This window comes from Mediterranea massiliensis (assembly GCF_900128475.1).
GTDB lineage: Bacteria > Bacteroidota > Bacteroidia > Bacteroidales > Bacteroidaceae > Bacteroides > Bacteroides massiliensis_E.
The window spans coordinates 1-23,665 of sequence record NZ_LT635837.1 but is presented as its reverse complement, the minus strand read 5'-3'; the positions used below and the strand labels follow the sequence as shown (position 1 = coordinate 23,665).

Sequence of the window (23,665 nt, the reverse complement as noted above, 5' to 3'; positions counted from 1 at the left end):
ATGAAGAAAAGAATTCTGACAGCCTTATGCTGTATCTGCCTCCTTTCGGCAGGCAGGGCACACGCCCAATGGGTAGTGACCGACCCTGGGAATCTTGCCCAGGGCATCATCAATGCCGCCAAGAACATCGTCCACACGTCCTCGACGGCTGGCAACATGCTCAACAATTTTCAGGAGACGGTCAAGATTTACAAGCAAGGCAAGGAGTATTATGATGGCCTTAGGAAGGTCAAGAATCTGGTACGCGATGCCCGCAAGGTGCAGCAGACCATCCTGATGGTCGGCGACATCACGGAAATCTATGTGACCAGTTATGAGCGTATGCTCAGTGACCCTTATTTCACCCCTGAGGAACTGAGTGCCATCGCCCTCGGCTACACGAAGCTGCTGGAGGAGAGTGCCAATCTGCTGACGGACCTGAAGACGGTGGTCAACGAGAACGGCCTTTCGATGAACGACAAGGAACGTATGGACATCATCGACCGCTGTTATACCGACATGCTGCAATACCGCAGTCTGGTGCAGTACTATACCAACAAGAACATCGGCGTGTCGTACCTGCGTGCCAAGAAACAGAATGATCTTGACCGTGTGATGGCTCTGTACGGTTCACCCAACGAACGCTACTGGTAATTTCAAGGAGGATTGCTTATGGTATTGTTGGCTGTGAATTTTGACAATCTGCACCAGATCCTGCAAAGTCTGTACACGGACATGATGCCGCTCTGTTCGCAGATGACCGGCGTGGCCAAGGGCCTTGCCGGATTGGGAGCCCTCTTTTATGTGGCGTATCGTGTCTGGCAGTCACTGGCCAGGGCCGAACCTATTGACGTGTTCCCTTTGCTGCGTCCGTTTGCTCTGGGTATCTGCATCATGTTTTTTCCGACCATCGTGCTGGGTACGCTCAACAGCATTTTGTCACCCGTCGTGACCGGAACGCACAGGATTCTGGAGACGCAAACCTTTGACATGAATGAGTATCGGCAGCAGAAGGACAAGCTGGAGATTGAGGCGATGCGGAGGAATCCCGAGACGGCCTACCTGGTGGACAAGGAGGCTTTTGACAACAAACTGGATGAACTGGGAGCTCTGGACGCTATCGAGGCTTGCGGTATGTATGTGGACCGTGCCATGTACAACATGAAGAAGTCCGTGCAGAATTTTTTCCGTGAGCTGCTGGAACTGATGTTCAATGCGGCCGCGCTTGTGGTGGACACGCTAAGGACATTCTTCCTGATTGTCCTTTCCATTCTCGGACCGATTTCCTTTGCCATTTCGTGCTGGGACGGCTTTCAGGCCTCGCTGAGCCAATGGTTTGTTCGCTATATCAGCATCTATCTGTGGCTGCCCGTCTCTGATCTTTTCAGCAGCGTGCTGGCACGCATACAGACCCTGATGCTTCAGAGAGACATCGAGCAGCTGTCCGACCCCAACTTCATTCCGGACAGTTCCAATGCCGTGTACATCACGTTCCTGATTATCGGCATCATCGGGTATTTCACGATTCCGACCGTGGCCAACTGGATTGTTCAGGCCGGTGGAGGTGCAGGAAATTACGGCAAGAACGTAAATCAGGCTGCTTCCAAGACAGGCTCCATTGTGGGCGGTGCCGCAGGTGCTACTGTAGGAAATGTGGCCGGAAGACTAATCAAGTAACAATCATAAAACGAATAAGAATGGAATTCAAATCATTGAAAAATATCGAGACCAGCTTCCGGCATCTGCGCCTGTTCGGAATAGTCTATCTGGGTGTCTGCACCCTGCTTGTGGGCTATTCCGTGTGGAAGGCATACAGTTTTGCCGAAGCCCAGCGCCAGAAGATCTATGTGCTGGATGAGGGGAAGTCGCTCATGCTCGCCCTCTCGCAGGACCTGGAGCAGAACCGTCCCGTAGAGGCAAGGGAACATGTCAGACGTTTCCATGAGTTGTTCTTCACGCTGGCCCCTGATAAGAGTGCCATCGAGGGGAACGTACAGCGTGCCATGTTCCTGAGTGACCGTTCCGCCTATTCCCATTACGGGGATCTGGCCGAACAGGGTTATTACAATAGAATAATTTCGGGCAATGTCAGCCAGCGTATCGAGATAGACAGCGTGAAATGCGACTTCAACACCTATCCGTATGATGTCATGACATACGCACGCCTTTTCATCATCCGTGAGAAGAGCGTGACGGAACGCAGCCTTGTCACGCATGGCAGGTTGCGGAATTCCACCCGCAGTGACAACAATCCGCACGGGTTCATCCTGGAAGGGTTCCACGTGCTGGAGAACAGGGATATCAGAATGTATGACAGATAAAACAATGTATGTATGAGAAAAATGTATGTAAAGTTCAAGGAATGTATCGGGGGCAGGCTGCGCGGCCTTTGTGACAGACTCACACCCCGTCAGAGGGCAATCGCCATCATCGTGATGGTTTCCCTTTTCGCGCTGGTGAATTTCTACATGATTTTCCGTGCGATTTATGACATCGGACGGGAGGATGCCCGGCAGGACATCATCAGGATAACCCCGCTTGAGGTTCCCGACTTTGTGCCTGCGGATACCCTCTCCGATATGAAAGTCCGTGAGATGGAAGAGTTTTTTAACCAGTTCAACAAGTAAGATTATGAGTACAGATGCAGAAAAATTGAAACAGAAGCAGAAAATCAGGAAATATCTGGTTTTCACAGGCATGTTCCTGCTGTTCCTCGGGTGCATGTGGCTAATTTTCGCCCCGTCCGAAAAAGACAGGCAGGAGGCGGAAAGGAAGACGGGCTTCAATGCCGAACTTCCCGATCCGAAAGGTACGGGTATAGAGGCGGACAAGATGGCTGCCTATGAGCAGGCGGACATGATTCGCCGGCAGGAGGAGAAGAAGCGTACGCTGGCCGACTTCTCCGCCCTGACCGATGGACACAGACAGGATAATGTCCCGGAAACAGAACCGGCGCAGGACATTGCAAGTGAAAATGAAAGCCGTGCGTACCATTCAGGAGGAAACGGCAGGACGGGAGCCTTCGCCTCTTCAGCCTCGGCTTACAATGACATCAACGCCACTCTCGGTAGTTTTTACGAGAGTCCTGAGGAAGACCCGGAAAAGGAAGCCCTGAAAGCAGAGGTGGAACAGCTCAGACAGGCTGCCGCAGCGCAGACGGCCGGACCGAGCTACGAGGAACAGGTGGCTCTGCTGGAGAAGTCCTATGAACTTGCCGCCAAATATATGCCTTCGGGCGGCAGCACGGGAACAGCGGACAGTCAGGAGACGGAAAGTCCCTCAAGGGAGAGGAAGGCGAAAGCCGTTCCCGTCGGGTTGGTGTCCTCTCCGGTCGTGTCGTCCCTTCCTCAGCCTCTTACCGATTCGGTACAGTTCGCGAGGCTGCTTTCCGGTGCGGATGCCGGCTTCCATACGGCTGTGGGCAGTGCCGGGACACAGATGGCGAGGAATACCATACGGGCCTGCGTGCATGGCGACCAGACCATTATCAGCGGACAAAGCGTGCGTCTCAGGCTGCTGGAGGCTATGCGTGTGGGAAGACATGTGCTTCCCCGCAATACCCTGCTGACCGGTGAGGGACGTATCCAGGGCGAGCGGCTTGGCATTGAAATCCTGCAGGTCGAATATGACGGCAATGTCATTCCCGTGGAACTGACCGTGCTGGACAGTGACGGACAGGCCGGGATATTCATTCCCGGTTCGACGGAAGCGAATGCGGTAAGGGAAGTGGCCNTGCTTGTGGGCTATTCCGTGTGGAAGGCATACAGTTTTGCCGAAGCCCAGCGCCAGAAGATCTATGTGCTGGATGAGGGGAAGTCGCTCATGCTCGCCCTCTCGCAGGACCTGGAGCAGAACCGTCCCGTAGAGGCAAGGGAACATGTCAGACGTTTCCATGAGTTGTTCTTCACGCTGGCCCCTGATAAGAGTGCCATCGAGGGGAACGTANAGGCGATGCGGAGGAATCCCGAGACGGCCTACCTGGTGGACAAGGAGGCTTTTGACAACAAACTGGATGAACTGGGAGCTCTGGACGCTATCGAGGCTTGCGGTATGTATGTGGACCGTGCCATGTACAACATGAAGAAGTCCGTGCAGAATTTTTTCCGTGAGTTGCTGGAACTGATGTTCAATGCGGCCGCGCTTGTGGTGGACACGCTAAGGACATTCTTCCTGATTGTCCTTTCCATTCTCGGACCGATTTCCTTTGCCATTTCGTGCTGGGACGGCTTTCAGGCCTCGCTGAGCCAATGGTTTGTTCGCTATATCAGCATCTATCTGTGGCTGCCCGTCTCTGATCTTTTCAGCAGCGTGCTGGCACGCATACAGACCCTGATGCTTCAGAGAGACATCGAGCAGCTGTCCGACCCCAACTTCATTCCGGACAGTTCCAATGCCGTGTACATCACGTTCCTGATTATCGGCATCATCGGGTATTTCACGATTCCGACCGTGGCCAACTGGATTGTTCAGGCCGGTGGAGGTGCAGGAAATTACGGCAAGAACGTANACGATATGGAAACTACGATAAAAATACCCAACCGGGAAATCGCGCTCGCGGCATTTGACAGGCTCCGCCGGGAAAAAAGGAAGGATGCCGCACTGAGGCTGGCCGGGTGTATGCTCAGAGGGACATACATATCCCTCGGCATCGGTGATACCGACTGGGAAATAGACACCGCACTGCACAAATGCGGCGGTGAGCCTAAAACCGGATACGGTCATACGGCACATTTCCACTTCGACGGCAAGACGGAAATGGAAACAGAGAAATATGAAAGGCTCAAGGAAGAGAACGAATGACAAGGGAGCGGCCGAAAGGTCGCTCTTCTCATTTATAAACGACATGTACGGGAAACAGAATCCTGCCGTACACAGGTAACAGAAATGGAAGAACAGGAAAGACTGACAATGGAATTCGTGAAATCGCTCATGGACAAGTCCTACACGCTGGTATGGGTGGACTACAACGACAATCTCGACAACTGCCGTGACACCATCCAGAAGTGTCTGGAAGAAAGGAGCTGTGAAAGTCTGTGGGAGAAAGTGGACGAATGGTACGGTGACGCCGAATGGGAAGCTGTCCGTGAAATCGTCTCAAAGCTGAAGGATGAATGTATCCGTTTCCATGATTTCGGGGAAGAGGAAGTGGACAAGTTCTTTCAAGAACACGAAGACGAAATCAGGGAAGAAATCTATGACAGAAACGACTCTGACACGCTGAAAGAACTTCTCAAAAACACGGATGACATCCCCGTGCGTGTCGAGATGCTGTCAAACTACGACTGCATCAATTCCAACTGGCTGGAATCGCAGGAAGGATACCGGTACAAGGAATCCTATTTCGGGGATATGATAGACGCGCTGAACCTCAATCCAGCCAAAGTGAAGAAAATGCTGGTGGAGAAAGGCTACACGGTATATGGCCGGTTCCCCGACAAAAAATACAGGGACGGCAAGGAACAGGTATCCTATGAACAGTTCTACCATGAACTCATCAACTCCTGCTGCGGTGCCAACCTGCTGACCTATATCGGCAAGGTAAGCCTGCAGGAACTTTATGATGCCGGATTCTCGCTTGGAGAAGTCATTATTCCCAAAGGCAACTGCTGCGGCATCTTCAGCTCCATGTACGGCGGTGGAAGTCTCCTGGAAATGGAACTCCTGAAAGATGTCAGACTGAAACTGGAAGTCAGGGACTATCACGGATTCCGCTTCCGTCTTGACAGCGAGAACTCAAAATATGAATGCTCCATCAAGCATGTGTACGGGGTATGCGATTCCTTCTTCGGAGAAAAGATAGGTCTTGTCGCTTCATAAATCAAGTATGGTCACTTAAAGATATCAAATCATGGAAAAGAAATATGCAATCATCCTATTCAAGGGAAAAGAATACCTGTGCGGACACGAAGACGGCTGCCATTACGATGTGTCCTGCCCGGTGAGGACATTCACTGAAGGAGAAGACGACTTCAAAATTCAGGAATCCGGGAAAAACCGGTCTGAAAGGACATTCCGGTACCATGAAAAGGAATTCAGGCTTGTCACCGGCTTCTACCCGAACGGATGGCCGGTTCTGAGTCTGGAATCACCGGACAACGGGGAACTATACACGGTACTTACCGTCAATCTGGAAGACTCCCCGGCATTCGGGATTCCCGACCAGGCATTCATTGACATAAACAACAATCCGGAAGCGATGGAATTCCTCATAAGGAACAGCCTTGCCGAAGATACGGGATACAGACGCAAAAGCGGATGGGTGGAATACCCGATGGCCAAACTGAACCTGGCTGAACTGTACCGGTTGTCACCGGAATCGTTCGAGAACCAAGAATAAGAATCAACAATAGAAATCATTAACCAAATCATAGGAATTATGGCAAAGTACGATGTAAGAGTAAGGTACACCTTCGAGGGTACCTACAAGGTCGTGGCGGAAGACCGCGACGAGGCGGAAAGAATTGTAACGGAAGACTGCGGTCTGGTATTGGGCGGAAACATCCACACTACCCGCGATGATGACGAGGTGACAGACTGGAGATTCGGCTCTCACCCCGACATGCAGATCCTTTCTTTCAGGGAACGGGTTGGCAAAGGCAAGGTCAGATACACGTCCATGTGTTTCAGCGACAGGATTGAAGAACTGAGAAAGGACATAATCGAAGCCATCAGGCAACTGCTCGATGCGCACGGCCTGAAAAAAATCACGTTTACCGACAACGAAGAAGACCCTGTATGGATCATCTGGTTTGACGATAATGCAGAACCATACGAGTGTTATGTTACAGGAATTGAGGTTACTGACAAGCACATTACCGTGTTGGCAACAATAAAGGACAGTATGGAAGAGGTTTTCTGTCAGAGTCCTTTCGAACTCGGAGCCAGCAACATTGATTGGCTTAATCAAATGTACGAAGCAGTAAGGCTTCAACTTGAAAATACAAAAGGAAACTCTTGAAACGAAAGACAATATGGCAACAAAAATCAATATGGACAGATACGTCTGGGAAGGATGGACTGTCGGAGCGTTCATCAGGGAACTGGCCCCGCAGGTGGAAATGATCATGAGCGGGCAAAGCTGGAGGGAACCTTTCAGGAACAAACAGGAACTGGCGGACTGGTGCAGGGACAACCAGCCCTATTACAAGAAAAGGATCCCTGAAGTGAACAGCTATTTTGCAAGGATGTATAACCTTAAATAAAAACAACATTATGAAATATCAAGCGGAAAATGCAGTCTCCAGCTTCTTCTACTATATGTGGAATGCCTGGTGCGAGGAAGAGTGCAGGACAGTATTCAAGGAAATGCACCCACACTTTTGGGAAAAATGGTCTCTGATGACGGACAAGGGAATATTCGGAGCCGCTGAACGGTTCTATGCGGAACTGACGGACCGTTACAGGGAAAAGCTGGTGGAACGGGCCGTCAGCCTGTATGACGGCAAAGCCAGACGCAAACACCCGGATGATTCCGAAATCAAGGTGTGCAATGATTGCGGTTCAACGGAGATTGAAATCCAGGCATGGGTGGATGTAAACACGAATGAATACCACAGTGACGTGGACGATGACATCTGGTGTTCCCGGTGTGAGGACAATGTGGAGACCTGCTCCAAACAATCCTTTCTGGAAAAGATGCAAGAATGGTGGAAATCCAACAGCACCGATAACCTTGAATACCTGACCGGATTCAAGACATCCGATTTCCCTTCAGCCAATTCCGGACAGACATTCGCCGAGGCCGCCGACGAATGGTGGAACGGCAAAAACTATGACGAGAAGAGGAACATATACCTGACAAACAATTAAAGACAACGGCTATGGCACGGAACATCATTGACCTGATCTGCAACTCATGCAGTTGCGGCAAGGAAGAGGCACAGGAATACCTGGACGACGAGATAAGAAACCTGCAGGAACTTCAGGAAGACAACGACCTGAGAAGCGAAGACTTCGAAATCGCGTGCAGCAACCTCGGACTCGACCAGGACTGGCAGATATATTTCATCAACCGTCTTGCGGGACTTTAATATCTACACTATGACTTATTTTCAGAACATACACTCACTGGCGGAGCTGAAAAAAGAATACCGCCGTCTGGCAATGCTTCACCACCCGGACAAGGGTGGTGACACTGCCCTCATGCAGCAGGTGAATACCGAATTCGGAAAGCTGTTCGAGGTCTGGAAAGATAAGCCTTGCGTTTCCACAACCCCAACAGGCTACGAACACGACTTTCAGGATGCCACCGCAAAGGAATACACCGAATACGTGTACAATGAATACCGCTGGAAAGGGCGCAACTACAACGGGCAGTCCGCGCCGGAAATCACGGAACTGGTCAGGGCATGGCTCAAGGAGACCTATCCGAGATACACCTTCTCGGTCCGCAGGGACGGATACAACTCAATCCTTATCCGGCTGATGAAAGCGGACTTCGAGGCTTTCACCAGAGAATCCGGCAAGGTACAGGGAGACATCAACCACTACAACATCCAGGCATCGGACAGTCTGACCGACCGGGCCAAGGAGGTGATGACAAACGTCAGGGATTTTGTGATGTCATACAATTTCGATGAAAGCGACCCCATGACCGACTATTTCCACACCAACTTCTACCTCACGCTCGGAATCGGCAGCTACAGACAGCCGTACCGGATGGAACTGCCGAAGATTACGGGAAAAGACACTCCTGAAGTGTTCAGGTATCCTGAAGGACCTGCACACAAGGCTATGCGACAGGCACTGGGCAAGGCGCGTTTCGGCTTCATCGAGAGCCGGAAGCATATCGGGGAAATGATACTCGGAGAAGACTTTTACGGCTCACAGGGAGAACATTATTTCTGGCCCAAGGAGTATTCAAGCGCGAAGACGGCACAGAAACGCATCGGAAAACTGGAGGCAGCCGGAATGCACTGCGAACTGACAGGCTGCAACGGCGGATACATACGCCTGCTCGGATATACTCCGGAGACGGAAAGCAGTCTGGAACGGGAAAGGCAGGAATATGCCACGGCATACCGGAAGTGGGTGTCAGAACACGGCATATCCCCAAATACGGGAACAGTACACCAGAACATTTCAAATCCAATCAGACAGATACAATTATGACAAACAGGGAAATCATCAGAGAACTGAAACGCCGCGGCTACAGCCGGGTGGACATTGATACGGACAGTAGAGCCGCAAAGACTTTCTACACCTACCGTGGCGGGCTTCATATCAACGGTACGGAAGATCTGTCATTCCATATCGTACCGCCACAGGACAGTCTCGGACTGGGACGGTTTGCAATATGCGCCACCCGTAACGGGGAAAGCTCACAGCTGGGGACAGACCAAGCCTCGTTCTTTTTCCGGTGGCTGTTCGCCTTCCTCAAAGGTGAGAGAAAAGAGAATGAGATAATAGATGGAATATGTACCGACAGAAAAACAGAATAGAAATATGAAAGCAAAAGTATTGAAATACAAGTTTGACGGCAACACCATCGTTGCCCCATACATGGAACTTGAACCGTATGCGGAGAATGTATTCATCTCGCTGGCAAGAAAAAACGAATACGGAAACGAAAGTGAAGACAGTTTCCATGTAATCTGCAAGATAGGTGATATCCATTTTTCCTGCGGACAGTATTCACGCAGAATCCTTGACAAGGAGGGGCACCGGGAAGAAGCGGCGACCTATTGCAAGAACTGGATTGAAAACACCATGAAGGATGCGGAGGATGGAAAAATCATCCCCCTCTTGTCTGTCCATGTATTCAATGCCCTCGGTCTTGACTCCACTCCCTTGGTACAGGCCCGTGAGACGTATGCAAAAAGGCAGGAAGAAAAGCGTCTGGAACGGAAAAGAAAAGAAGAACAGGAAAAAAAGGAGAAAGAATCCCGATGGCATCAACAACTCGACGAAAACAAACGGAAATTCCTGAACGGTGAGAAAATAACGGCAGAAATGTTTCTTGAAATCACAGGAAGGGACGGCTTTGACATCCATATCAGAACCAAAGGGACATTCAACCGACATGTAACAGCAATCGACCGGAACGGAACCGTCAGTTTCAGAAAATACAAAGGCCGCCGTACTCCCGACTTTACCGGATGTCATAAGGCTGTAACAGACTATCTTGCATTCCTTGCCGAAGATGAAATCAGCCAATAAAATCCAAAGCGGTAACAGCCATCCTATGCAACTGTTACCGCTATTATCAGGACATATCTGGATTTACAGCTTCCTGTTCAGTATCATCGCCAAGGGATAGATAAACTGGTTATAGACCTTGAGCTTCTTCAGATCCAGCACATACCCTGCATAGGGATTGGTACAGTCCGAATAGAAAAATACGTCGGTAAAACCCGCATGTTCCTTTATGATTTCACCTTCCAGGGGAATCTCGTCCACATCAAACTCTTCCAGAGGCAGTTCCTCCAGGCGGGCATGTTCCCCATTGCCCAATACATTGAGGTTACGGTTGAACAGCACGTATCCCCGTTTACTGTAATCCACACGCATACCATACGGACGCTCCACAAGGAAAGCATCCGCAGCTTTCTTTATATAATCTTCCATGATCTTTCAAATTAGGATTTGCAAAAATACACCATTCCTTTGTCAAAGACGAACAAATCAATGGGTTTCTCACCAATATACCTGCAAGAAAAAACAACGACACACAACCTGTATATTTTATTTTCCTCCCTGCAAAGGTAGTCCCGTGTCCAACGTACCCGGACAAGGTCAGGCCCCTATGGGGTTGGCTGAAAGAAAATCATCCTCGCCGGTGGCTGCGGTATTTTCTTTCGCCAAACCTTGCGGGTACGGCCACGGGACAGTCAGGCAGGCGAAAAATAAAAAATACCGGCTCCCGGAGCCGGACGTGTTTAACAGATAAAATACAATGAATCATGAAAATCCTGAATGAAGAACATTTCCAGAATGTAAAGCGTTACGCCGAATCCATCGGTGATACATCACTCCAGAATTGTCTGGACAGACTGAAAAAATGGGAGGAGAATCCAGACCATCCAAGCGAAATCTCGCTCTATTATGACCATGCCCCGTACTCGTTCGGCTTCACGCAACGCTATCCCGACGGAAGCATCGGCATCGTGGGCGGTCTGCTCTATCACGGAATACCCGACCAATCCTTTGCCGTGACACTTGAACCGTTCCACGGATGGCAGATACATACCTGAAAAAAGACAGATAATCATAGTATTAACTTTATAAAATTCAAGATTATGGAAGCAATGGCAGTATTGGAAAAACAACAGCAGTTTGATTTTCAGAACAACGGAATCGAAGTAATGAACTTCGAGACTCTCCAACGTACCTACAAGGAGAATGACATCTACGGCAAGCCTGTCCAGGGCATCTATCACTACCAGGTCCTGCAGCGTATGATGGACATTTGCGAGAAGTACAACCTCGATTACGAGGTGGAAGAAATCTTTGCGGCACAGAACAGGAACAAGACACAGCCGGGAGTGAGCATTCTCCCACAGGTGGAACAGACACTTGGTGAAAAAGCAGTGGAAGCCCACATCCTCCGACGCATCTTCGCTACCATCCGGATCAAGGACTGGGAAACGGACGAGCTGACAACTACGCTGGTTGTCGCCTATCATCAGGACGGCATACAGGCTGCCATAGGCCCGTGCGTGAAAGTATGCCATAACCAGTGTATCCTCTCGCCGGAAAGGAGCATCTGCAATTACGGAAAGAACAAGGTGACAACGGAAGGGGTATTCGAGACGGTGGACGGATGGCTGGCAAACTTCGAGGTGAACATGAACGAGGACATCGCAAGGATTCAGCGACTGAAACGCAGAATCGTCTCACTGGAGGAAGTGTATATGTATATCGGGCTGCTGACAGCATTGCGTGTCTCCCATGACAGTTCGGACAGGAACCTGTCATCCTCCGTGGAAACCTACCCACTGAACCAGAGCCAGATTTCCATCTTCACGGAAGAGGTGCTGAAACTGGTCCGCGAAAAGGGACAGATTACCGCTTGGGACTTGTATAACGTAGCAACTGAGATATATAAGCCGGGCAGAACGGATTTCCCGGCCCTGATTCCACAGAACGGAGCCATGGCGGAACTCCTGCTTTCCCGTCTGCCCGCAGAGGTGGAAATACAGGATGCCGTTCTGGTAGGTTAATTCTAACTAATCACAACTGCTATTTGGAAAAACAATATGTAAGCAAGGGAGAACCTGATGGTTATATGCCGTCGGATTCTCCCTTATTTATTCCTCCATATACACGATTCTTCCGAAATCCGATTTTTGAGCTCGTGGACTTCCAGTAAAGATATCGGGTTCTATGAAAATCCTTCGTTACAAAAGATTATCCATTAAATCATAATCTCATCATCATATGCTTTTACCAATGTAACGTGCAGCTTTTTTGATTATGGAAGTGATGACAGTGTTTTTTTAGGGAATTATACCCCCATTTTTATATCAACCCATGTATTAAAATATAGATTAAAGGCTATTAAGTTATAAGTTTCTCTGGGATAATTCATTGGATATATCCGATTTTACTAATTTTGCATGTTCATCCACTATTATTGGTTATTTCGATTAATTGTGGATTAAAGAATACGACATTTTATACCGAAGCAACAATGTTAATACATAAAATTCAGAATCTCATCATTTTACTGATAACTATTGTGGTATCAGTCGCCTGCGACAGAAACACTCCAATATTGGAGCAGATGGATATGGCCGAGAATTTTTTGAGTTCCAAACCAGATTCAGCCCTTACTATATTGGAAAGCATTCCGGTTACAAATATTAAAGGCAAAAAGGTCGCAGCCAGGTATGCGTTACTTAAATCCATGGCATTAGACAAGAACTATATTGATACAACAACCTTCGATGTTCTTCAACCGGCTATTGATTACTATATAAAGAATGGTTCTCCTGACGAGAAACTTCGGACATATTATTATCAAGGCAGGATATATCAGAACCAGGGCAATGATGATTCTGCCATGCGTTCTTTCATGAATGGTTGTGATTTGAAACAAGTGGTAACAGATTCATTACTACTGGCTCATACACTGGTAGCCCAAGGTACTTTGTATTTCAAACAGTACAAGACCAACGAGTTTATTCAAACAAATATGGAAGCGGCGAAGTTATACGGAGCCATAGGTAGAGACATTCTTGAAATCAAGAGCTATACAAATGCACTTGATGGCTATGTGATGTTGAATAACCAATCTATGGCTGACAGTCTTCTATCTATTTGCATACCGTTGGTGCAAAAGAATCCTGAAGGGGAAGTATATCTTTTCACTTCTTTACTATCTTATACAATAGAATTCTGTTCTCCTGATGATCTCAAAGCCTTTTTAGATGAATATCAGGATTTGGAACTTTCCAAAGATGAAACTATGAATTTCGCCCGAGGATATTCAAAAATTGGAGAATACGACAAAGCCTTGAATATTCTTGCAGAGATAAGTCCTGCTGCGTTCACCATGGATTCGTTAAAATATGTTTCGGTGAAAATCGAAATTTTGGAGAAGCAAGGGAAGTATGAACAAGCTTTTAATTTGTATAAGGATTATTCTGCCATATTTGAGCGTTATCAAAGCAAATTGCTTTCACAGGATCTGCTGTTTTCTGATAAAAAACATCAGCTTGAAATTGAAAACATCCGGAACATTCAAAACAGGGACAGAATCATTTGGGCAGTGCTTTGTGGTATATTCGCATTGACCTTATTTGTTGGCTGGTTGTATTACCAAGCATACCGCAGTAAAACCAAGCGCATTCTTGCTGAGAAAGAGAATGCGAACCTTAAGCTGGAACAAGATAACCTACGCAAAGAAAAAGAAAAGGTTGAACTTGAACGTGACAAGAAAATTCTGGAAACAGAAAACCTTAAATTAGAAATTGCTCGATTAGAAAGTGAACGTGATAATTTGAAAGAATTGCAAAGTGAGCTATCAGAACTTGCGAGGCCAATACAAGATGTCATCAAGATTAGACTTGATATGCTCAACGGCTTATTGGCGAAAGAGATAAGCAATAATGAGAGCTATGCAGAGCCATATAATAAGTGGATTGAGACTGTCCGTAATGACAAAAAGAAGTTCATGGACTCAACCCGTCTTGCTTTTTCTGCATCGCATCCCAAATTTATGGAATATCTCGAACAACATGGATTGTCCACCGATGAAATAAATTATCTGTGTTTGTATGCAATCGGATTACGCGGTAAGGAAGTTGGAGAATATATCCAAATAAAACGGCACTACATTATAAGCCATGAAATCCGTAAGAAACTGGGTATAGACGAGCATGAGACTAATATTGGTCTTTATATTCGTCGGCAGATGAAAAAATTCGAGAAATAAAATCAGAAGCGTAAGTCTGAAATTTGTTGTGACGTCGTCTTTATCGCAAGGACGACGTTTTTTATATGTTGGGAGCAATTGTTATCCTGAATTCTTGTAAAAGTAAATACACCTTTGGGGATAGTTCGTAAAACTTTTAAGGGTATTGTAAAACTTCTCATTGTTTGTTTGTTGTAAATTATTAAATATCAATAAAATAAAATTCTATACGTAAAACTTTGCCTTTGGCTGAAAACTTCATTTGCTGTAAATTCGCTACAAAAAATAACATATTACTTCAATAAACATAAGATTAATGAGACATCTCAGATTTATCCTTTGGATTGCTATATTGCTTAGTTGTGGTCAAACTGTAAATGCGCAAATTCGTATTTATGGTAAAATCGTAGATACCGATCAGAAACCGATTGCGGGAGTGAGCTGTTTGCTTTTGAATCTTTCCGATTCCATGCAAATTGCCGGAACAGCCAGTGATTTGGAAGGACGTTTTGAATTGGAAGCGCAAGAGGATAAAGAATATATCCTACAATTATCATTTATTGGATATGAGAAGAAAAGCCAAATCTGTAAACCCGGTAATTTGGGAAATATAATGCTTAACGAAGATGCCATGCTTCTGGACGAAGTGGTTATTACTCCGCAAATCCTGAATACTTTCGGGAACAAAAATCAATTGACACTGGGTGAAACTGCCAAGAAAGTAGGCAACAATGCTTTGGATGCCATCAGTAGCCTTCCGCAATTCAAGACAGATATCAGCAGTGATGCTCTGGTGACAGTGGACAATAAAAGTATTCTTGTACTGATAGATGGCATGAGACGTTCTTCACGCGAACTGAAAATGCTCAAAGCTGATGAAATCAAGAATATTCAATATTACAGCAATCCTCCGGCAAGATATGCACATGAAAACATTGGTGCCGTCATTGATGTGAAAACAAAGAAAAAAGTCGATAAACTATATAGTCTGTATCTTGACACAAAGAACGGAATAACAACGGGATATGGTACAAATATGCTCTCAATGGCATATGTGGACTCTTTGAATATGGTTACGGCAGCGTATTTCATAGACTATCGTGCACTGAACGACAATAGGATGAACAATACCTATTCGTATGCAGGAAAAACAAATGAATATAGAGGACTACCTGGTAGCTATAACGGGCAATATCATATTGGTCAGCTCGCCTATCAGCGTTACCAAGGCAAGAATCTTTTCAATGCCAAAGTTGAATACCGCAAATCACCCGGCAAACAAGAATACAAACAAGAGCTGGTGGGGCAAAACGATAATTCTACAACCAACAGCCGTAGTCTCCAAAGCGACTATTCATCTGTTTCTGCCGACCTCTACTACATGTATATGTTCAATCAGAACAGAAATTTATCTGTAAATGTATTGAACACTTACTATCATTCAAACTCGGATAATATTTTGGCAAGCAACGAAGGCGGATACTCTTTTGAGAACCATATAGACAACAAATCCTATTCTTTAATAGCGGAAGTTCTGTATAGCGATAAATTATGGAACGGTGATTTCAATTTGGGAGCCTATTACCAATATAAAAATCTGGATCAAAAATACAATCTAACTGAAAACACAACAATTGACACACATAAAGAATATGTATATACCGATTATAGTAATGCTATAGGCAAATTTTCATATAACATTGGTCTTGGATTGGAAAACAATCATTATAAGACTGCGGCAAACGATAATTTCAATTATTTGGTATTCCGTCCCTCATTGGTCTTGAATGTTCAATATAACAAACACTCAGCAATGAGGCTTACCGCCTCCATTAACTCATCTGTTCCTAATGTCGGAGATTTGACCAATAGTATTTTTACAATTGATGAACATTTCTATTCACAAGGAAATACGGCACTTAAACCATATTATTACTATTATTCAAACCTTAATTACCAATATGCTTCTGACGATGGGAAATTTTATATCACTCCGTCAATAACCTATTCGTATTATCCGAATAAGAATATGCCGGTATTGTTTACCGACGGTGACGATATTATTCTCAAGGTAGCAAATATTGATGATATTCACAGCATAGGAGCATCTTTGTCGTTAAACTACAAGCCCGTCAATTGGTTTGTCATCCAGCCATTCTATAACTATGAATACTCAACATACAAGACATATAATCAAATAGTAAACCATAACCTACATAATGCAGGTATCAGTATCCAGTTCCTGCCCAAAAACTGGCAGATTATATGGAACGGCAACATTCCTATGACATTGGTCGATGGTGATATATATACTCGTATGGGATTCAATATGAGTGCTTCAGTGCTTTACAAATTCAAGTCTATGTCAGTGGGAATGGAATATATTTACAATCCGTATCCATCAAAAATTTATGCAGACATAAAAGGATTCAGCTACTCGGAAGAAACCAGATGGAACAACTTCAAGAATCTTGTATCTCTGAAGTTCACCTACTATTTCTCTAAAGGTAAATCCCGTGGCCATGCAGGAAAGCGTATCAGTAATTCAGATAAAGATTCTGGATTGATAAACATTAATACTGCAAAATAATTTGACATGACATTTCTTTTGTTTAACTAATGTATGTCATCAACCGTATTAATTAAATATAAAGACAAGAGCCAGACCATCACCGTAGGCATAAGATACCCGTTCTATGATTCATGGAAACAGGTTACATCCGTATCAGAGGCACCGTTTCTGCAACGTACAGAAACCGAAAGAATCATCAACAATGTCAATATGGTATATATAAACCTTGTTTACAACTTCTCATTCGGCAAGTCCAAGTCAGGCGTGAAACTGAAGATGCAGAATAAAGATAAAGATTCAAGAATACTGAACAGAAATTGATAGACTCAAGAATAGTGAAAAGGGAGAACCAATCGGCTCAATGTCGAAAGGTTCTCCCTTCTCTTTTACTCTTCAAAAAGCAGCATATATTCTACCTTCCTTCTCCGTTCAATACTCGGAACTACCTTACCTTTGTAACACCGGAAAGAAACATACTCCTTATAGATATTCCGGTCTCCGGCCTCCAGCTTCTTCAACAGGCTGCTCTTGGGCATCTTGCCGTAACCTTTCAAACGGTATGCCCCCACATTATAGCTCAAAACAGCTACAATCAGCGAATCACGTCCCAGATAACTGAACATACGGCACAACTTGCGTAAATCCGCTCTCAGGATTGAATCCCCCTGTTCTTTTGTAATGCCATTGGTCAGCCTTTCCCCGGGAAGGACCTTATGCCCGTACCCGACATAAGGCCAGTGTCTTTTTTCTCCATGCCAGCCCTCGAACCGCTTAATGCACTCGACCGCAAGGCTGAACCTGTCCTGTTTCTCCTTTACCGGATTCTCCGCCCGCAACGGTATGCTCCCGAAGCAGGCTATGGCGAAAAACGCCGCAAACAATCTTGCTCTTATTCCCATAGGCAGGTCAGGTTCATTGTGATACGATGACGACAGGCAGTTCTTTGCCGCCGGAAGTAACCACGGTATCCTCGTTCTCTGTTTTATTGTTGAAATCGAAGGTCAGCTGGAAAAGCTGTGCCGGCTCGCTGTTGTCCTCAAAATAGATGTCAATGCTCTGCTGGTCCTCACACTCGGAAGTGTAATAAAGGCGGAACACCTCCCTGTCCAGAGGATAACGGTCGTTGGGCAGCAGCACCATCCCGTCGTCTATGCGCAGCTTGCCTTCACCGTCCGGCTGGAAATAACGGATGGTATATCGGGCGTCGGAGAACCGTCCTTCACGTTTCAGTTCACAGCGGATTTCCACGGTTTCACCCTTCACAATACGTGTGGGAACCGGCATCGTCTCCACCGTAAATGGGTAGGACTGCTGCACGTCAAGGTCATCGCTGCACGAGGTCAGCATACCAAAGGTCAGGCCCATCAGGGCGCATACAAGGGCATACAGCCCTTTTCTGTTCATAATCGGTTTCATATTCATTTCTTGTTTTAACGGTTTATAAAAAATTACTGTTCAGGCGGAAAATTACTTTCCAGGTATTCGTTCAGGTCCTTGCATCCGGCATACAGGTCGGAACAGTCGTCAATCCTGTCACCGTAGCGTTTCCGAAGGACGGCCAGCGTCCTTCTTCCGGCATCATCATTGTCCAGATAGCACCGGATCTTCCCGTAATTGTCCAGATAAGGAAACGAGCGTTCAAGCAGGGCCACCGAATTGAGGACCAGATAATCCTCACCGCGGCTGATGCCGAGTACCTTCCATGAAAGAAAGTCGATAAAACCCTCAAAAAGGTTACAGGTAAGCGAGCCGTTGCGGATAAGGGAAATGTCCTTGGGCGGCAGACACCATTTCATGAATCTGGTCCGCAGTTCATAGCCTCCTCCCATATTCCTGAAACCGACGGCGAAATACCGCTTGCCGTACAGACGGAACCGTATTTCCTCGCACTCTGCACGGGCGATTTCCTCTGGAATACCGCGTCCTTTCAGATAGCCGAGCAGTGTATTACACCGCAAGGGACCGCAAACCACCTCCTCGAAGCGGGAAGGCTCCTTGCGCATTTCTGTCCTGACACATTCCTTTTCTCTTTTCTGTCCGACATATTCAGGTATAGTTCCTCCATATACTCCGGCGATGAACCTCGCCTGCGCCATGAAGCCGTCACTTCCTGAAAGCTCCCCCGCAAGGGTGAAGATGTCGCCTCCATGTCCGGTGCCGAAGTCATGCCATACACCCTTACGGGTGTTCACATGGAACGAAGGTGTCCTTTCCTCACGGTACGGAGAGAGATACCAGCATTCGTCGCCGTGCCTTCTGACCGGCTCATGTCCCAAATGGGACAGGAATTCCTCAATGGGAATGCCTCTTATCATCTCTATATCCATAGGCGTCTAATTGATGATGAAACGGACTCCAAGCCCGAACTGTGTCGTGAACTTTCCCAAAGAACTGCCCCATAGCACTCGTTCGCGCACATGGGCAAGCAGCACGATACGGTCCGTCACATAGCTTTCCAGCTCCAGCGTCAGGGCTCCGCCATAGACGAAGGCATCCCGGTGGGAAAGCATGGAACCGTCATACAGAACCTTTTCTCCCCAGTTCAATGTCTCATATCCCACCAGGGCAGAACCGCCGACAGAAAGGAAGAATATCTTCGCCGGGTCGGACAGGAACTTTAAGTAATAGCCACCCTCGGCAGTAAACTGGGCCCGTGGAACGAAGGTCCCGCGATAGCCGTAGTTCTTCAGCAGATATTCCACGCCAGCCACCCAATGGTTGGCCCTTTTCGTATATCCCGACACGGCAAAGCCCGTGTACCAGTCAACCGGTGATTTCAGGTTTCCGGCAAAGCCTCCCCTGAGTTCCACGCCCTTCATTCCCGGAAGGTAACGCTGGGCGTATGCCTGCCCCGATGACAGGGCAAGCGATACGCATACGGCAAAAAGAAACAAATACTTCTTCATGGTCATTTCACTTTAAGTTCATTGATCACCCTCGCTCTCACGATGTCCTCACTCTCCACGGTGAAGGTCTGGTGACGGCCTCCGCTCTTCTCGTGCATCTCCACCACCAGCATCTTGTCGGCGGGAATAGTGAACTTGTCAAAGACAAAGACAGTACGCTCATCCTTCTTTCCGGCGACAGCCGTGGCATAGTTGTAGGCACGCAGTGGAAATATCACCTGCTCCTGGATAGCCGTACGCTTGAGTACCTTCTTGTCCACAATCTTGAACGTCACGAAATCCACCTCATAAGGCACATTCGACGTGTTCTTCACCTGGGTGTGGAAATAGAGCAGCCCGTTATGGGTATAGAGCCCGCGCAGCAGGTACTGGATGCCGAACGCCTTGCTCCCGATATGCTTGATATGACGTCTGTTATCCTTGTGGATGGCCTTGGATATAAGGTGTACCAGCTTGGGCGACTCGCTGCCGAGTTCCTTCAGGTAGATGTCAAGGGCATTGTTCGGGCGGTTCACCTCGCTGCCGTCATGAACAAAATCGGCCATCTCGATGTTGAGCAGCAGAGGCTCATCGGCATACTTCACATTGAAGGTGTAGAAACTTCCGCTTTCGGTAATCACCGACATGTTGGTCTCCTCACGGAAATTCTTTCTGGTAGCCTTTACCCTGATTACATTCTCAGAACCGTCCGCCTTGCCCGCAATCAGATTCGGAGAACCGAGATCCACGTAACGGACAGCCGAGGGAAAGATGATATGGGTCGTCTTGTCATACGTCACTTCCAGACCGTAAGGCGGAATCATCCGGTCAAAGGTGAGCTTTCTGGACAGCCCGTGATAGAGGTCGCCGTCCTCCTGCTGCGGATAGATATCCGCCTTCAGGGTCAAATCATTTACGGTCGTGGTATCAGCCGACTGTGCATGTGCACTTGCAACGCCGCTTGCGAGGGCAAGCATCAAAAGAATCTTTTTCATGTCTTTACTGTTTTAATGGGTTATTGATTGTTGTTCTGATAAAGCATCAGTCCGTAGCCTGATTTGAGGTGTACCTTCTCCTCGCGCATCTTTTTGGAGATGTACTGCGACACGCCCTGTATGGCCCCTCGTCCAAGCTCGGAGAGAAGCTGGTCGCCTGCCGACTGGTTGGTGATGGAGATGGTCGTGCCGAGATTCTGTCCCATGTTGGCAGCCACTTCCCTTACCGCATTCGCTTCCGTCGAACCGGGAATGAATATCCCGGCCTGTCCGTCACTGTCCAGCACGGTCAGTTCCACGGGAATGACATTGCCGTCATATTCGACCTGCAGGATTTCAATGCCAAGCCGCTCGCCCTGGATACGTCCCTCACCGGTCAGCAGGGTATTGCGGGGAAGCACATGTCTTCCCACACGCATGGCCTCCAGCAGCCTGAGACGCACGCTTTGTCCGCTGATAATGGTCTGGTCGCCATGCACGCAGGCCCGTATGGTATTCCTCGCCATCTGTGTCCCGGCACTGCCCACAGCCGTATGGAAGCCGATATCAGCACCGGAAAGCAGCCTCGCGAACTGTACCGAATCGGTAAGAGGCTGAGGAAGGGACGACACGACCGGAGAGGACACCAGCCCGACGGGAACGGCTTTCGCCTTCCTCTCCCTTGAGGGACTTTCCGTCTCCTGACTGTCCGCTGTTCCCGTGCTGCCGCCCGAAGGCATATATTTGGCGGCAAGTTCATAGGACTTCTCCAGCAGAGCCACCTGTTCCTCGTAGCTCGGTCCGGCCGTCTGCGCTGCGGCAGCCTGTCGGAGCTGTTCCACCTCTGCTTTCAGGGCTTCCTTTTCCGGGTCTTCCTCAGGACTCTCGTAAAAACTACCGAGAGTGGCGTTGATGTCATTGTAAGCCGAGGCTGAAGAGGCGAAGGCTCCCGTCCTGCCGTTTCCTCCTGAATTGTACGCACGGCTTTCATTTTCACTTGCAATGTCCTGCGCCGGTTCTGTTTCCGGGACATTATCCTGTCTGTGTCCATCGGTCAGGGCGGAGAAGTCGGCCAGCGTACGCTTCTTCTCCTCCTGCCGGCGAATCATGTCTGCCTGCTCATAGGCAGCCATCTTGTCCGCCTCTATACCCGTACCTTTCGGATCGGGAAGTTCGGCATTGAAGCCCGTCTTCCTTTCCGCCTCCTGCCTGTCTTTTTCGGACGGGACGAAAATTAGCCACATGCACCCGAGGAACAGCAGGAACATGCCTGTGAAAACCAGATATTTCCTGATTTTCTGCTTCTGTTTCAATTTTTCTGCATCTGTACTCATAATCTTACTTGTTGAACTGGTTAAAAAACTCTTCCATCTCACGGACTTTCATATCGGAGAGGGTATCCGCAGGCACAAAGTCGGGAACCTCAAGCGGGGTTATCCTGATGATGTCCTGCCGGGCATCCTCCCGTCCGATGTCATAAATCGCACGGAAAATCATGTAGAAATTCACCAGCGCGAAAAGGGAAACCATCACGATGACGGCGATTGCCCTCTGACGGGGTGTGAGTCTGTCACAAAGGCCGCGCAGCCTGCCCCCGATACAANAGAACAGCTCATGGAAACGTCTGACATGTTCCCTTGCCTCTACGGGACGGTTCTGCTCCAGGTCCTGCGAGAGGGCGAGCATGAGCGACTTCCCCTCATCCAGCACATAGATCTTCTGGCGCTGGGCTTCGGCAAAACTGTATGCCTTCCACACGGAATAGCCCACAAGCAGGGTGCAGACACCCAGATAGACTATTCCGAACAGGCGCAGATGCCGGAAGCTGGTCTCGATATTTTTCAATGATTTGAATTCCATTCTTATTCGTTTTATGATTGTTACTTGATTAGTCTTCCGGCCACATTTCCTACAGTAGCACCTGCGGCACCGCCCACAATGGAGCCTGTCTTGGAAGCAGCCTGATTTACGTTCTTGCCGTAATTTCCTGCACCTCCACCGGCCTGAACAATCCAGTTGGCCACGGTCGGAATCGTGAAATACCCGATGATGCCGATAATCAGGAACGTGATGTACACGGCATTGGAACTGTCCGGAATGAAGTTGGGGTCGGACAGCTGCTCGATGTCCCTCTGAAGCATCAGGGTCTGTATGCGTGCCAGCACGCTGCTGAAAAGATCAGAGACGGGCAGCCACAGATAGATGCTGATATAGCGGACAAACCATTGGCTCAGCGAGGCCTGAAAGCCGTCCCAGCACGAAATGGCAAAGGAAATCGGTCCGAGAATGGAAAGGACAATCAGGAAGAATGTCCTTAGCGTGTCCACTACAAGCGCGGCCGCATTGAACATCAGTTCCAGCAGCTCACGGAAAAAATTCTGCACGGACTTCTTCATGTTGTACATGGCACGGTCCACATACATACCGCAAGCCTCGATAGCGTCCAGAGCTCCCAGTTCATCCAGTTTGTTGTCAAAAGCCTCCTTGTCCACCAGGTAGGCCGTCTCGGGATTCCTCCGCATCGCCTCAATCTCCAGCTTGTCCTTCTGCTGCCGATACTCATTCATGTCAAAGGTTTGCGTCTCCAGAATCCTGTGCGTTCCGGTCACGACGGGTGACAAAATGCTGTTGAGCGTACCCAGCACGATGGTCGGAAAAAACATGATGCAGATACCCAGAGCAAACGGACGCAGCAAAGGGAACACGTCAATAGGTTCGGCCCTGGCCAGTGACTGCCAGACACGATACGCCACATAAAAGAGGGCTCCCAATCCGGCAAGGCCCTTGGCCACGCCGGTCATCTGCGAACAGAGCGGCATCATGTCCGTGTACAGACTTTGCAGGATCTGGTGCAGATTGTCAAAATTCACAGCCAACAATACCATAAGCAATCCTCCTT

The 23,665-nt window shown here is 48.0% G+C and carries 26 protein-coding genes and 2 pseudogenes; 19 read left to right on the top strand and 9 right to left on the bottom strand.

Annotation, left to right across the window (positions count from 1 at the left end; translation table 11 throughout):
• The 15 genes and pseudogenes from BQ7483_RS07860 (at nt 1) to BQ7483_RS07790 (ending at nt 10,137) form a co-directional block, all read left to right on the top strand.
• Nucleotides 1–633 (top strand): DUF4141 domain-containing protein, encoded by a 633-nt coding sequence (locus BQ7483_RS07860; protein ID WP_055172651.1) that lies wholly within the window; start codon nt 1–3, stop codon nt 631–633.
• A gap of 18 nt (nt 634–651) precedes the next feature.
• Complete coding sequence (gene traJ / locus BQ7483_RS07855) at nt 652–1,656, top strand: conjugative transposon protein TraJ (protein ID WP_032944415.1); 1,005 nt, start codon at nt 652–654, stop codon at nt 1,654–1,656.
• Nucleotides 1,657–1,676: 20 nt separating this feature from the next.
• The gene (gene traK / locus BQ7483_RS07850) at nt 1,677–2,300 is read left to right on the top strand and encodes a conjugative transposon protein TraK (RefSeq protein WP_029426967.1); all 624 of its coding nucleotides are present in this window, start codon (nt 1,677–1,679) and stop codon (nt 2,298–2,300) included.
• Between the two features lie 12 nt (nt 2,301–2,312).
• Nucleotides 2,313–2,606 carry a TraL conjugative transposon family protein gene (locus BQ7483_RS07845; RefSeq protein WP_071149221.1) on the top strand — a complete coding sequence of 98 codons (294 nt, stop codon included), beginning with the start codon at nt 2,313–2,315 and terminating at the stop codon, nt 2,604–2,606.
• A gap of 4 nt (nt 2,607–2,610) precedes the next feature.
• Nucleotides 2,611–3,879: pseudogene (traM, locus tag BQ7483_RS07840) on the top strand (conjugative transposon protein TraM); the annotation flags it as partial.
• A 42-nt stretch (nt 3,880–3,921) separates the two neighbouring features.
• Nucleotides 3,922–4,494, top strand: a pseudogene (traJ, locus tag BQ7483_RS18025) (conjugative transposon protein TraJ); the annotation flags it as partial.
• Between the two features lie 369 nt (nt 4,495–4,863).
• Nucleotides 4,864–5,796: a hypothetical protein gene (locus tag BQ7483_RS07830; protein ID WP_005801755.1), complete on the top strand. Its 933-nt coding sequence runs from the start codon at nt 4,864–4,866 to the stop codon at nt 5,794–5,796.
• A 31-nt stretch (nt 5,797–5,827) separates the two neighbouring features.
• On the top strand, nt 5,828–6,316 hold the full coding sequence (locus BQ7483_RS07825; RefSeq protein WP_055172621.1) for a DUF4313 domain-containing protein: 489 nt from the start codon (nt 5,828–5,830) through the stop codon (nt 6,314–6,316).
• A 39-nt stretch (nt 6,317–6,355) separates the two neighbouring features.
• The gene (locus BQ7483_RS07820) at nt 6,356–6,937 is read left to right on the top strand and encodes a hypothetical protein (RefSeq protein ID WP_072545500.1); all 582 of its coding nucleotides are present in this window, start codon (nt 6,356–6,358) and stop codon (nt 6,935–6,937) included.
• Between the two features lie 13 nt (nt 6,938–6,950).
• On the top strand, nt 6,951–7,181 hold the full coding sequence (locus BQ7483_RS07815) for a hypothetical protein (RefSeq protein ID WP_005801758.1): 231 nt from the start codon (nt 6,951–6,953) through the stop codon (nt 7,179–7,181).
• Nucleotides 7,182–7,191: 10 nt separating this feature from the next.
• A complete protein-coding gene (locus BQ7483_RS07810; protein WP_072545499.1) occupies nt 7,192–7,788 on the top strand; it encodes a hypothetical protein in 597 nt (198 codons plus the stop codon).
• Between the two features lie 11 nt (nt 7,789–7,799).
• Complete coding sequence (locus tag BQ7483_RS07805) at nt 7,800–8,009, top strand: hypothetical protein (protein ID WP_005801761.1); 210 nt, start codon at nt 7,800–7,802, stop codon at nt 8,007–8,009.
• A 10-nt stretch (nt 8,010–8,019) separates the two neighbouring features.
• Nucleotides 8,020–9,090 carry an LPD29 domain-containing protein gene (locus tag BQ7483_RS07800; RefSeq protein WP_032944375.1) on the top strand — a complete coding sequence of 357 codons (1,071 nt, stop codon included), beginning with the start codon at nt 8,020–8,022 and terminating at the stop codon, nt 9,088–9,090.
• A complete protein-coding gene (locus BQ7483_RS07795; protein WP_072545498.1) occupies nt 9,087–9,419 on the top strand; it encodes a hypothetical protein in 333 nt (110 codons plus the stop codon). Before BQ7483_RS07800 ends, BQ7483_RS07795 begins: the two co-directional genes overlap by 4 nt.
• 4 nt (nt 9,420–9,423) lie before the next feature.
• Nucleotides 9,424–10,137 carry a hypothetical protein gene (locus tag BQ7483_RS07790; RefSeq protein ID WP_072545497.1) on the top strand — a complete coding sequence of 238 codons (714 nt, stop codon included), beginning with the start codon at nt 9,424–9,426 and terminating at the stop codon, nt 10,135–10,137.
• Between the two features lie 63 nt (nt 10,138–10,200).
• Here BQ7483_RS07790 and BQ7483_RS07785 read toward each other — a convergent pair whose 3' ends face one another.
• Entirely contained in the window at nt 10,201–10,545 is a 345-nt protein-coding gene (locus BQ7483_RS07785; RefSeq protein ID WP_072545496.1) for a hypothetical protein, read from the bottom strand.
• 335 nt (nt 10,546–10,880) lie between these two features.
• On the opposite strand from BQ7483_RS07785, the gene BQ7483_RS07775 reads away from it, so the two are divergent.
• From BQ7483_RS07775 to BQ7483_RS07760, 4 genes are all read left to right on the top strand, one after another.
• Entirely contained in the window at nt 10,881–11,171 is a 291-nt protein-coding gene (locus tag BQ7483_RS07775) for a DUF4120 family protein (protein ID WP_055172636.1), read from the top strand.
• Nucleotides 11,172–11,216: 45 nt separating this feature from the next.
• Nucleotides 11,217–12,140: a DUF932 domain-containing protein gene (locus BQ7483_RS07770; protein WP_072545495.1), complete on the top strand. Its 924-nt coding sequence runs from the start codon at nt 11,217–11,219 to the stop codon at nt 12,138–12,140.
• Between the two features lie 569 nt (nt 12,141–12,709).
• Entirely contained in the window at nt 12,710–14,356 is a 1,647-nt protein-coding gene (locus BQ7483_RS07765) for a hypothetical protein (protein WP_139247591.1), read from the top strand.
• A gap of 295 nt (nt 14,357–14,651) precedes the next feature.
• On the top strand, nt 14,652–16,925 hold the full coding sequence (locus BQ7483_RS07760; protein WP_072545493.1) for a TonB-dependent receptor: 2,274 nt from the start codon (nt 14,652–14,654) through the stop codon (nt 16,923–16,925).
• Between the two features lie 368 nt (nt 16,926–17,293).
• On the opposite strand, the gene BQ7483_RS07755 is transcribed toward BQ7483_RS07760, so the two are convergent.
• The 8 genes from BQ7483_RS07755 to traJ (BQ7483_RS07720) all read right to left on the bottom strand — a co-directional run bounded on the left by BQ7483_RS07755 (nt 17,294) and on the right by traJ (BQ7483_RS07720) (nt 23,651).
• A complete protein-coding gene (locus BQ7483_RS07755) occupies nt 17,294–17,806 on the bottom strand; it encodes a glycoside hydrolase family protein (RefSeq protein WP_072545492.1) in 513 nt (170 codons plus the stop codon).
• A gap of 13 nt (nt 17,807–17,819) precedes the next feature.
• Complete coding sequence (locus tag BQ7483_RS07750) at nt 17,820–18,323, bottom strand: DUF3872 domain-containing protein (protein ID WP_072545491.1); 504 nt, start codon at nt 18,321–18,323, stop codon at nt 17,820–17,822.
• 32 nt (nt 18,324–18,355) lie between these two features.
• Nucleotides 18,356–19,234 carry a toprim domain-containing protein gene (locus BQ7483_RS07745; RefSeq protein WP_072545490.1) on the bottom strand — a complete coding sequence of 293 codons (879 nt, stop codon included), beginning with the start codon at nt 19,232–19,234 and terminating at the stop codon, nt 18,356–18,358.
• 6 nt (nt 19,235–19,240) lie between these two features.
• Nucleotides 19,241–19,813: a conjugal transfer protein TraO gene (locus BQ7483_RS07740; RefSeq protein ID WP_072545770.1), complete on the bottom strand. Its 573-nt coding sequence runs from the start codon at nt 19,811–19,813 to the stop codon at nt 19,241–19,243.
• Between the two features lie 2 nt (nt 19,814–19,815).
• On the bottom strand, nt 19,816–20,787 hold the full coding sequence (gene traN, locus BQ7483_RS07735) for a conjugative transposon protein TraN (RefSeq protein ID WP_072545489.1): 972 nt from the start codon (nt 20,785–20,787) through the stop codon (nt 19,816–19,818).
• Between the two features lie 20 nt (nt 20,788–20,807).
• Nucleotides 20,808–22,100 (bottom strand): conjugative transposon protein TraM, encoded by a 1,293-nt coding sequence (gene traM, locus BQ7483_RS07730; RefSeq protein ID WP_072545488.1) that lies wholly within the window; start codon nt 22,098–22,100, stop codon nt 20,808–20,810.
• A 4-nt stretch (nt 22,101–22,104) separates the two neighbouring features.
• Nucleotides 22,105–22,626: a TraL conjugative transposon family protein gene (locus BQ7483_RS18375; RefSeq protein ID WP_072545487.1), complete on the bottom strand. Its 522-nt coding sequence runs from the start codon at nt 22,624–22,626 to the stop codon at nt 22,105–22,107.
• 20 nt (nt 22,627–22,646) lie between these two features.
• The gene (traJ, locus tag BQ7483_RS07720; RefSeq protein WP_032944415.1) at nt 22,647–23,651 is read right to left on the bottom strand and encodes a conjugative transposon protein TraJ; all 1,005 of its coding nucleotides are present in this window, start codon (nt 23,649–23,651) and stop codon (nt 22,647–22,649) included.
• Between the last annotated feature and the right edge of the window lie 14 nt (nt 23,652–23,665).

Bases quoted from the DNA above. Each gene is read 5' to 3' on its own strand.
- BQ7483_RS07860 (WP_055172651.1), top strand. From the start codon at position 1: ATGAAGAAAAGAATTCTGACAGCCTTATGCTGTATCTGCCTCCTTTCG.
- traJ (WP_032944415.1), top strand. From the start codon at position 652: ATGGTATTGTTGGCTGTGAATTTTGACAATCTGCACCAGATCCTGCAA.
- traK (WP_029426967.1), top strand. From the start codon at position 1,677: ATGGAATTCAAATCATTGAAAAATATCGAGACCAGCTTCCGGCATCTG.
- BQ7483_RS07845 (WP_071149221.1), top strand. From the start codon at position 2,313: ATGAGAAAAATGTATGTAAAGTTCAAGGAATGTATCGGGGGCAGGCTG.
- BQ7483_RS07830 (WP_005801755.1), top strand. From the start codon at position 4,864: ATGGAAGAACAGGAAAGACTGACAATGGAATTCGTGAAATCGCTCATG.
- BQ7483_RS07825 (WP_055172621.1), top strand. From the start codon at position 5,828: ATGGAAAAGAAATATGCAATCATCCTATTCAAGGGAAAAGAATACCTG.
- BQ7483_RS07820 (WP_072545500.1), top strand. From the start codon at position 6,356: ATGGCAAAGTACGATGTAAGAGTAAGGTACACCTTCGAGGGTACCTAC.
- BQ7483_RS07815 (WP_005801758.1), top strand. From the start codon at position 6,951: ATGGCAACAAAAATCAATATGGACAGATACGTCTGGGAAGGATGGACT.
- BQ7483_RS07810 (WP_072545499.1), top strand. From the start codon at position 7,192: ATGAAATATCAAGCGGAAAATGCAGTCTCCAGCTTCTTCTACTATATG.
- BQ7483_RS07805 (WP_005801761.1), top strand. From the start codon at position 7,800: ATGGCACGGAACATCATTGACCTGATCTGCAACTCATGCAGTTGCGGC.
- BQ7483_RS07800 (WP_032944375.1), top strand. From the start codon at position 8,020: ATGACTTATTTTCAGAACATACACTCACTGGCGGAGCTGAAAAAAGAA.
- BQ7483_RS07795 (WP_072545498.1), top strand. From the start codon at position 9,087: ATGACAAACAGGGAAATCATCAGAGAACTGAAACGCCGCGGCTACAGC.
- BQ7483_RS07790 (WP_072545497.1), top strand. From the start codon at position 9,424: ATGAAAGCAAAAGTATTGAAATACAAGTTTGACGGCAACACCATCGTT.
- BQ7483_RS07785 (WP_072545496.1), bottom strand. From the start codon at position 10,545: ATGGAAGATTATATAAAGAAAGCTGCGGATGCTTTCCTTGTGGAGCGT.
- BQ7483_RS07775 (WP_055172636.1), top strand. From the start codon at position 10,881: ATGAAAATCCTGAATGAAGAACATTTCCAGAATGTAAAGCGTTACGCC.
- BQ7483_RS07770 (WP_072545495.1), top strand. From the start codon at position 11,217: ATGGAAGCAATGGCAGTATTGGAAAAACAACAGCAGTTTGATTTTCAG.
- BQ7483_RS07765 (WP_139247591.1), top strand. From the start codon at position 12,710: ATGGCCGAGAATTTTTTGAGTTCCAAACCAGATTCAGCCCTTACTATA.
- BQ7483_RS07760 (WP_072545493.1), top strand. From the start codon at position 14,652: ATGAGACATCTCAGATTTATCCTTTGGATTGCTATATTGCTTAGTTGT.
- BQ7483_RS07755 (WP_072545492.1), bottom strand. From the start codon at position 17,806: ATGGGAATAAGAGCAAGATTGTTTGCGGCGTTTTTCGCCATAGCCTGC.
- BQ7483_RS07750 (WP_072545491.1), bottom strand. From the start codon at position 18,323: ATGAAACCGATTATGAACAGAAAAGGGCTGTATGCCCTTGTATGCGCC.
- BQ7483_RS07745 (WP_072545490.1), bottom strand. From the start codon at position 19,234: ATGGATATAGAGATGATAAGAGGCATTCCCATTGAGGAATTCCTGTCC.
- BQ7483_RS07740 (WP_072545770.1), bottom strand. From the start codon at position 19,813: ATGAAGAAGTATTTGTTTCTTTTTGCCGTATGCGTATCGCTTGCCCTG.
- traN (WP_072545489.1), bottom strand. From the start codon at position 20,787: ATGAAAAAGATTCTTTTGATGCTTGCCCTCGCAAGCGGCGTTGCAAGT.
- traM (WP_072545488.1), bottom strand. From the start codon at position 22,100: ATGAGTACAGATGCAGAAAAATTGAAACAGAAGCAGAAAATCAGGAAA.
- traJ (WP_032944415.1), bottom strand. From the start codon at position 23,651: ATGGTATTGTTGGCTGTGAATTTTGACAATCTGCACCAGATCCTGCAA.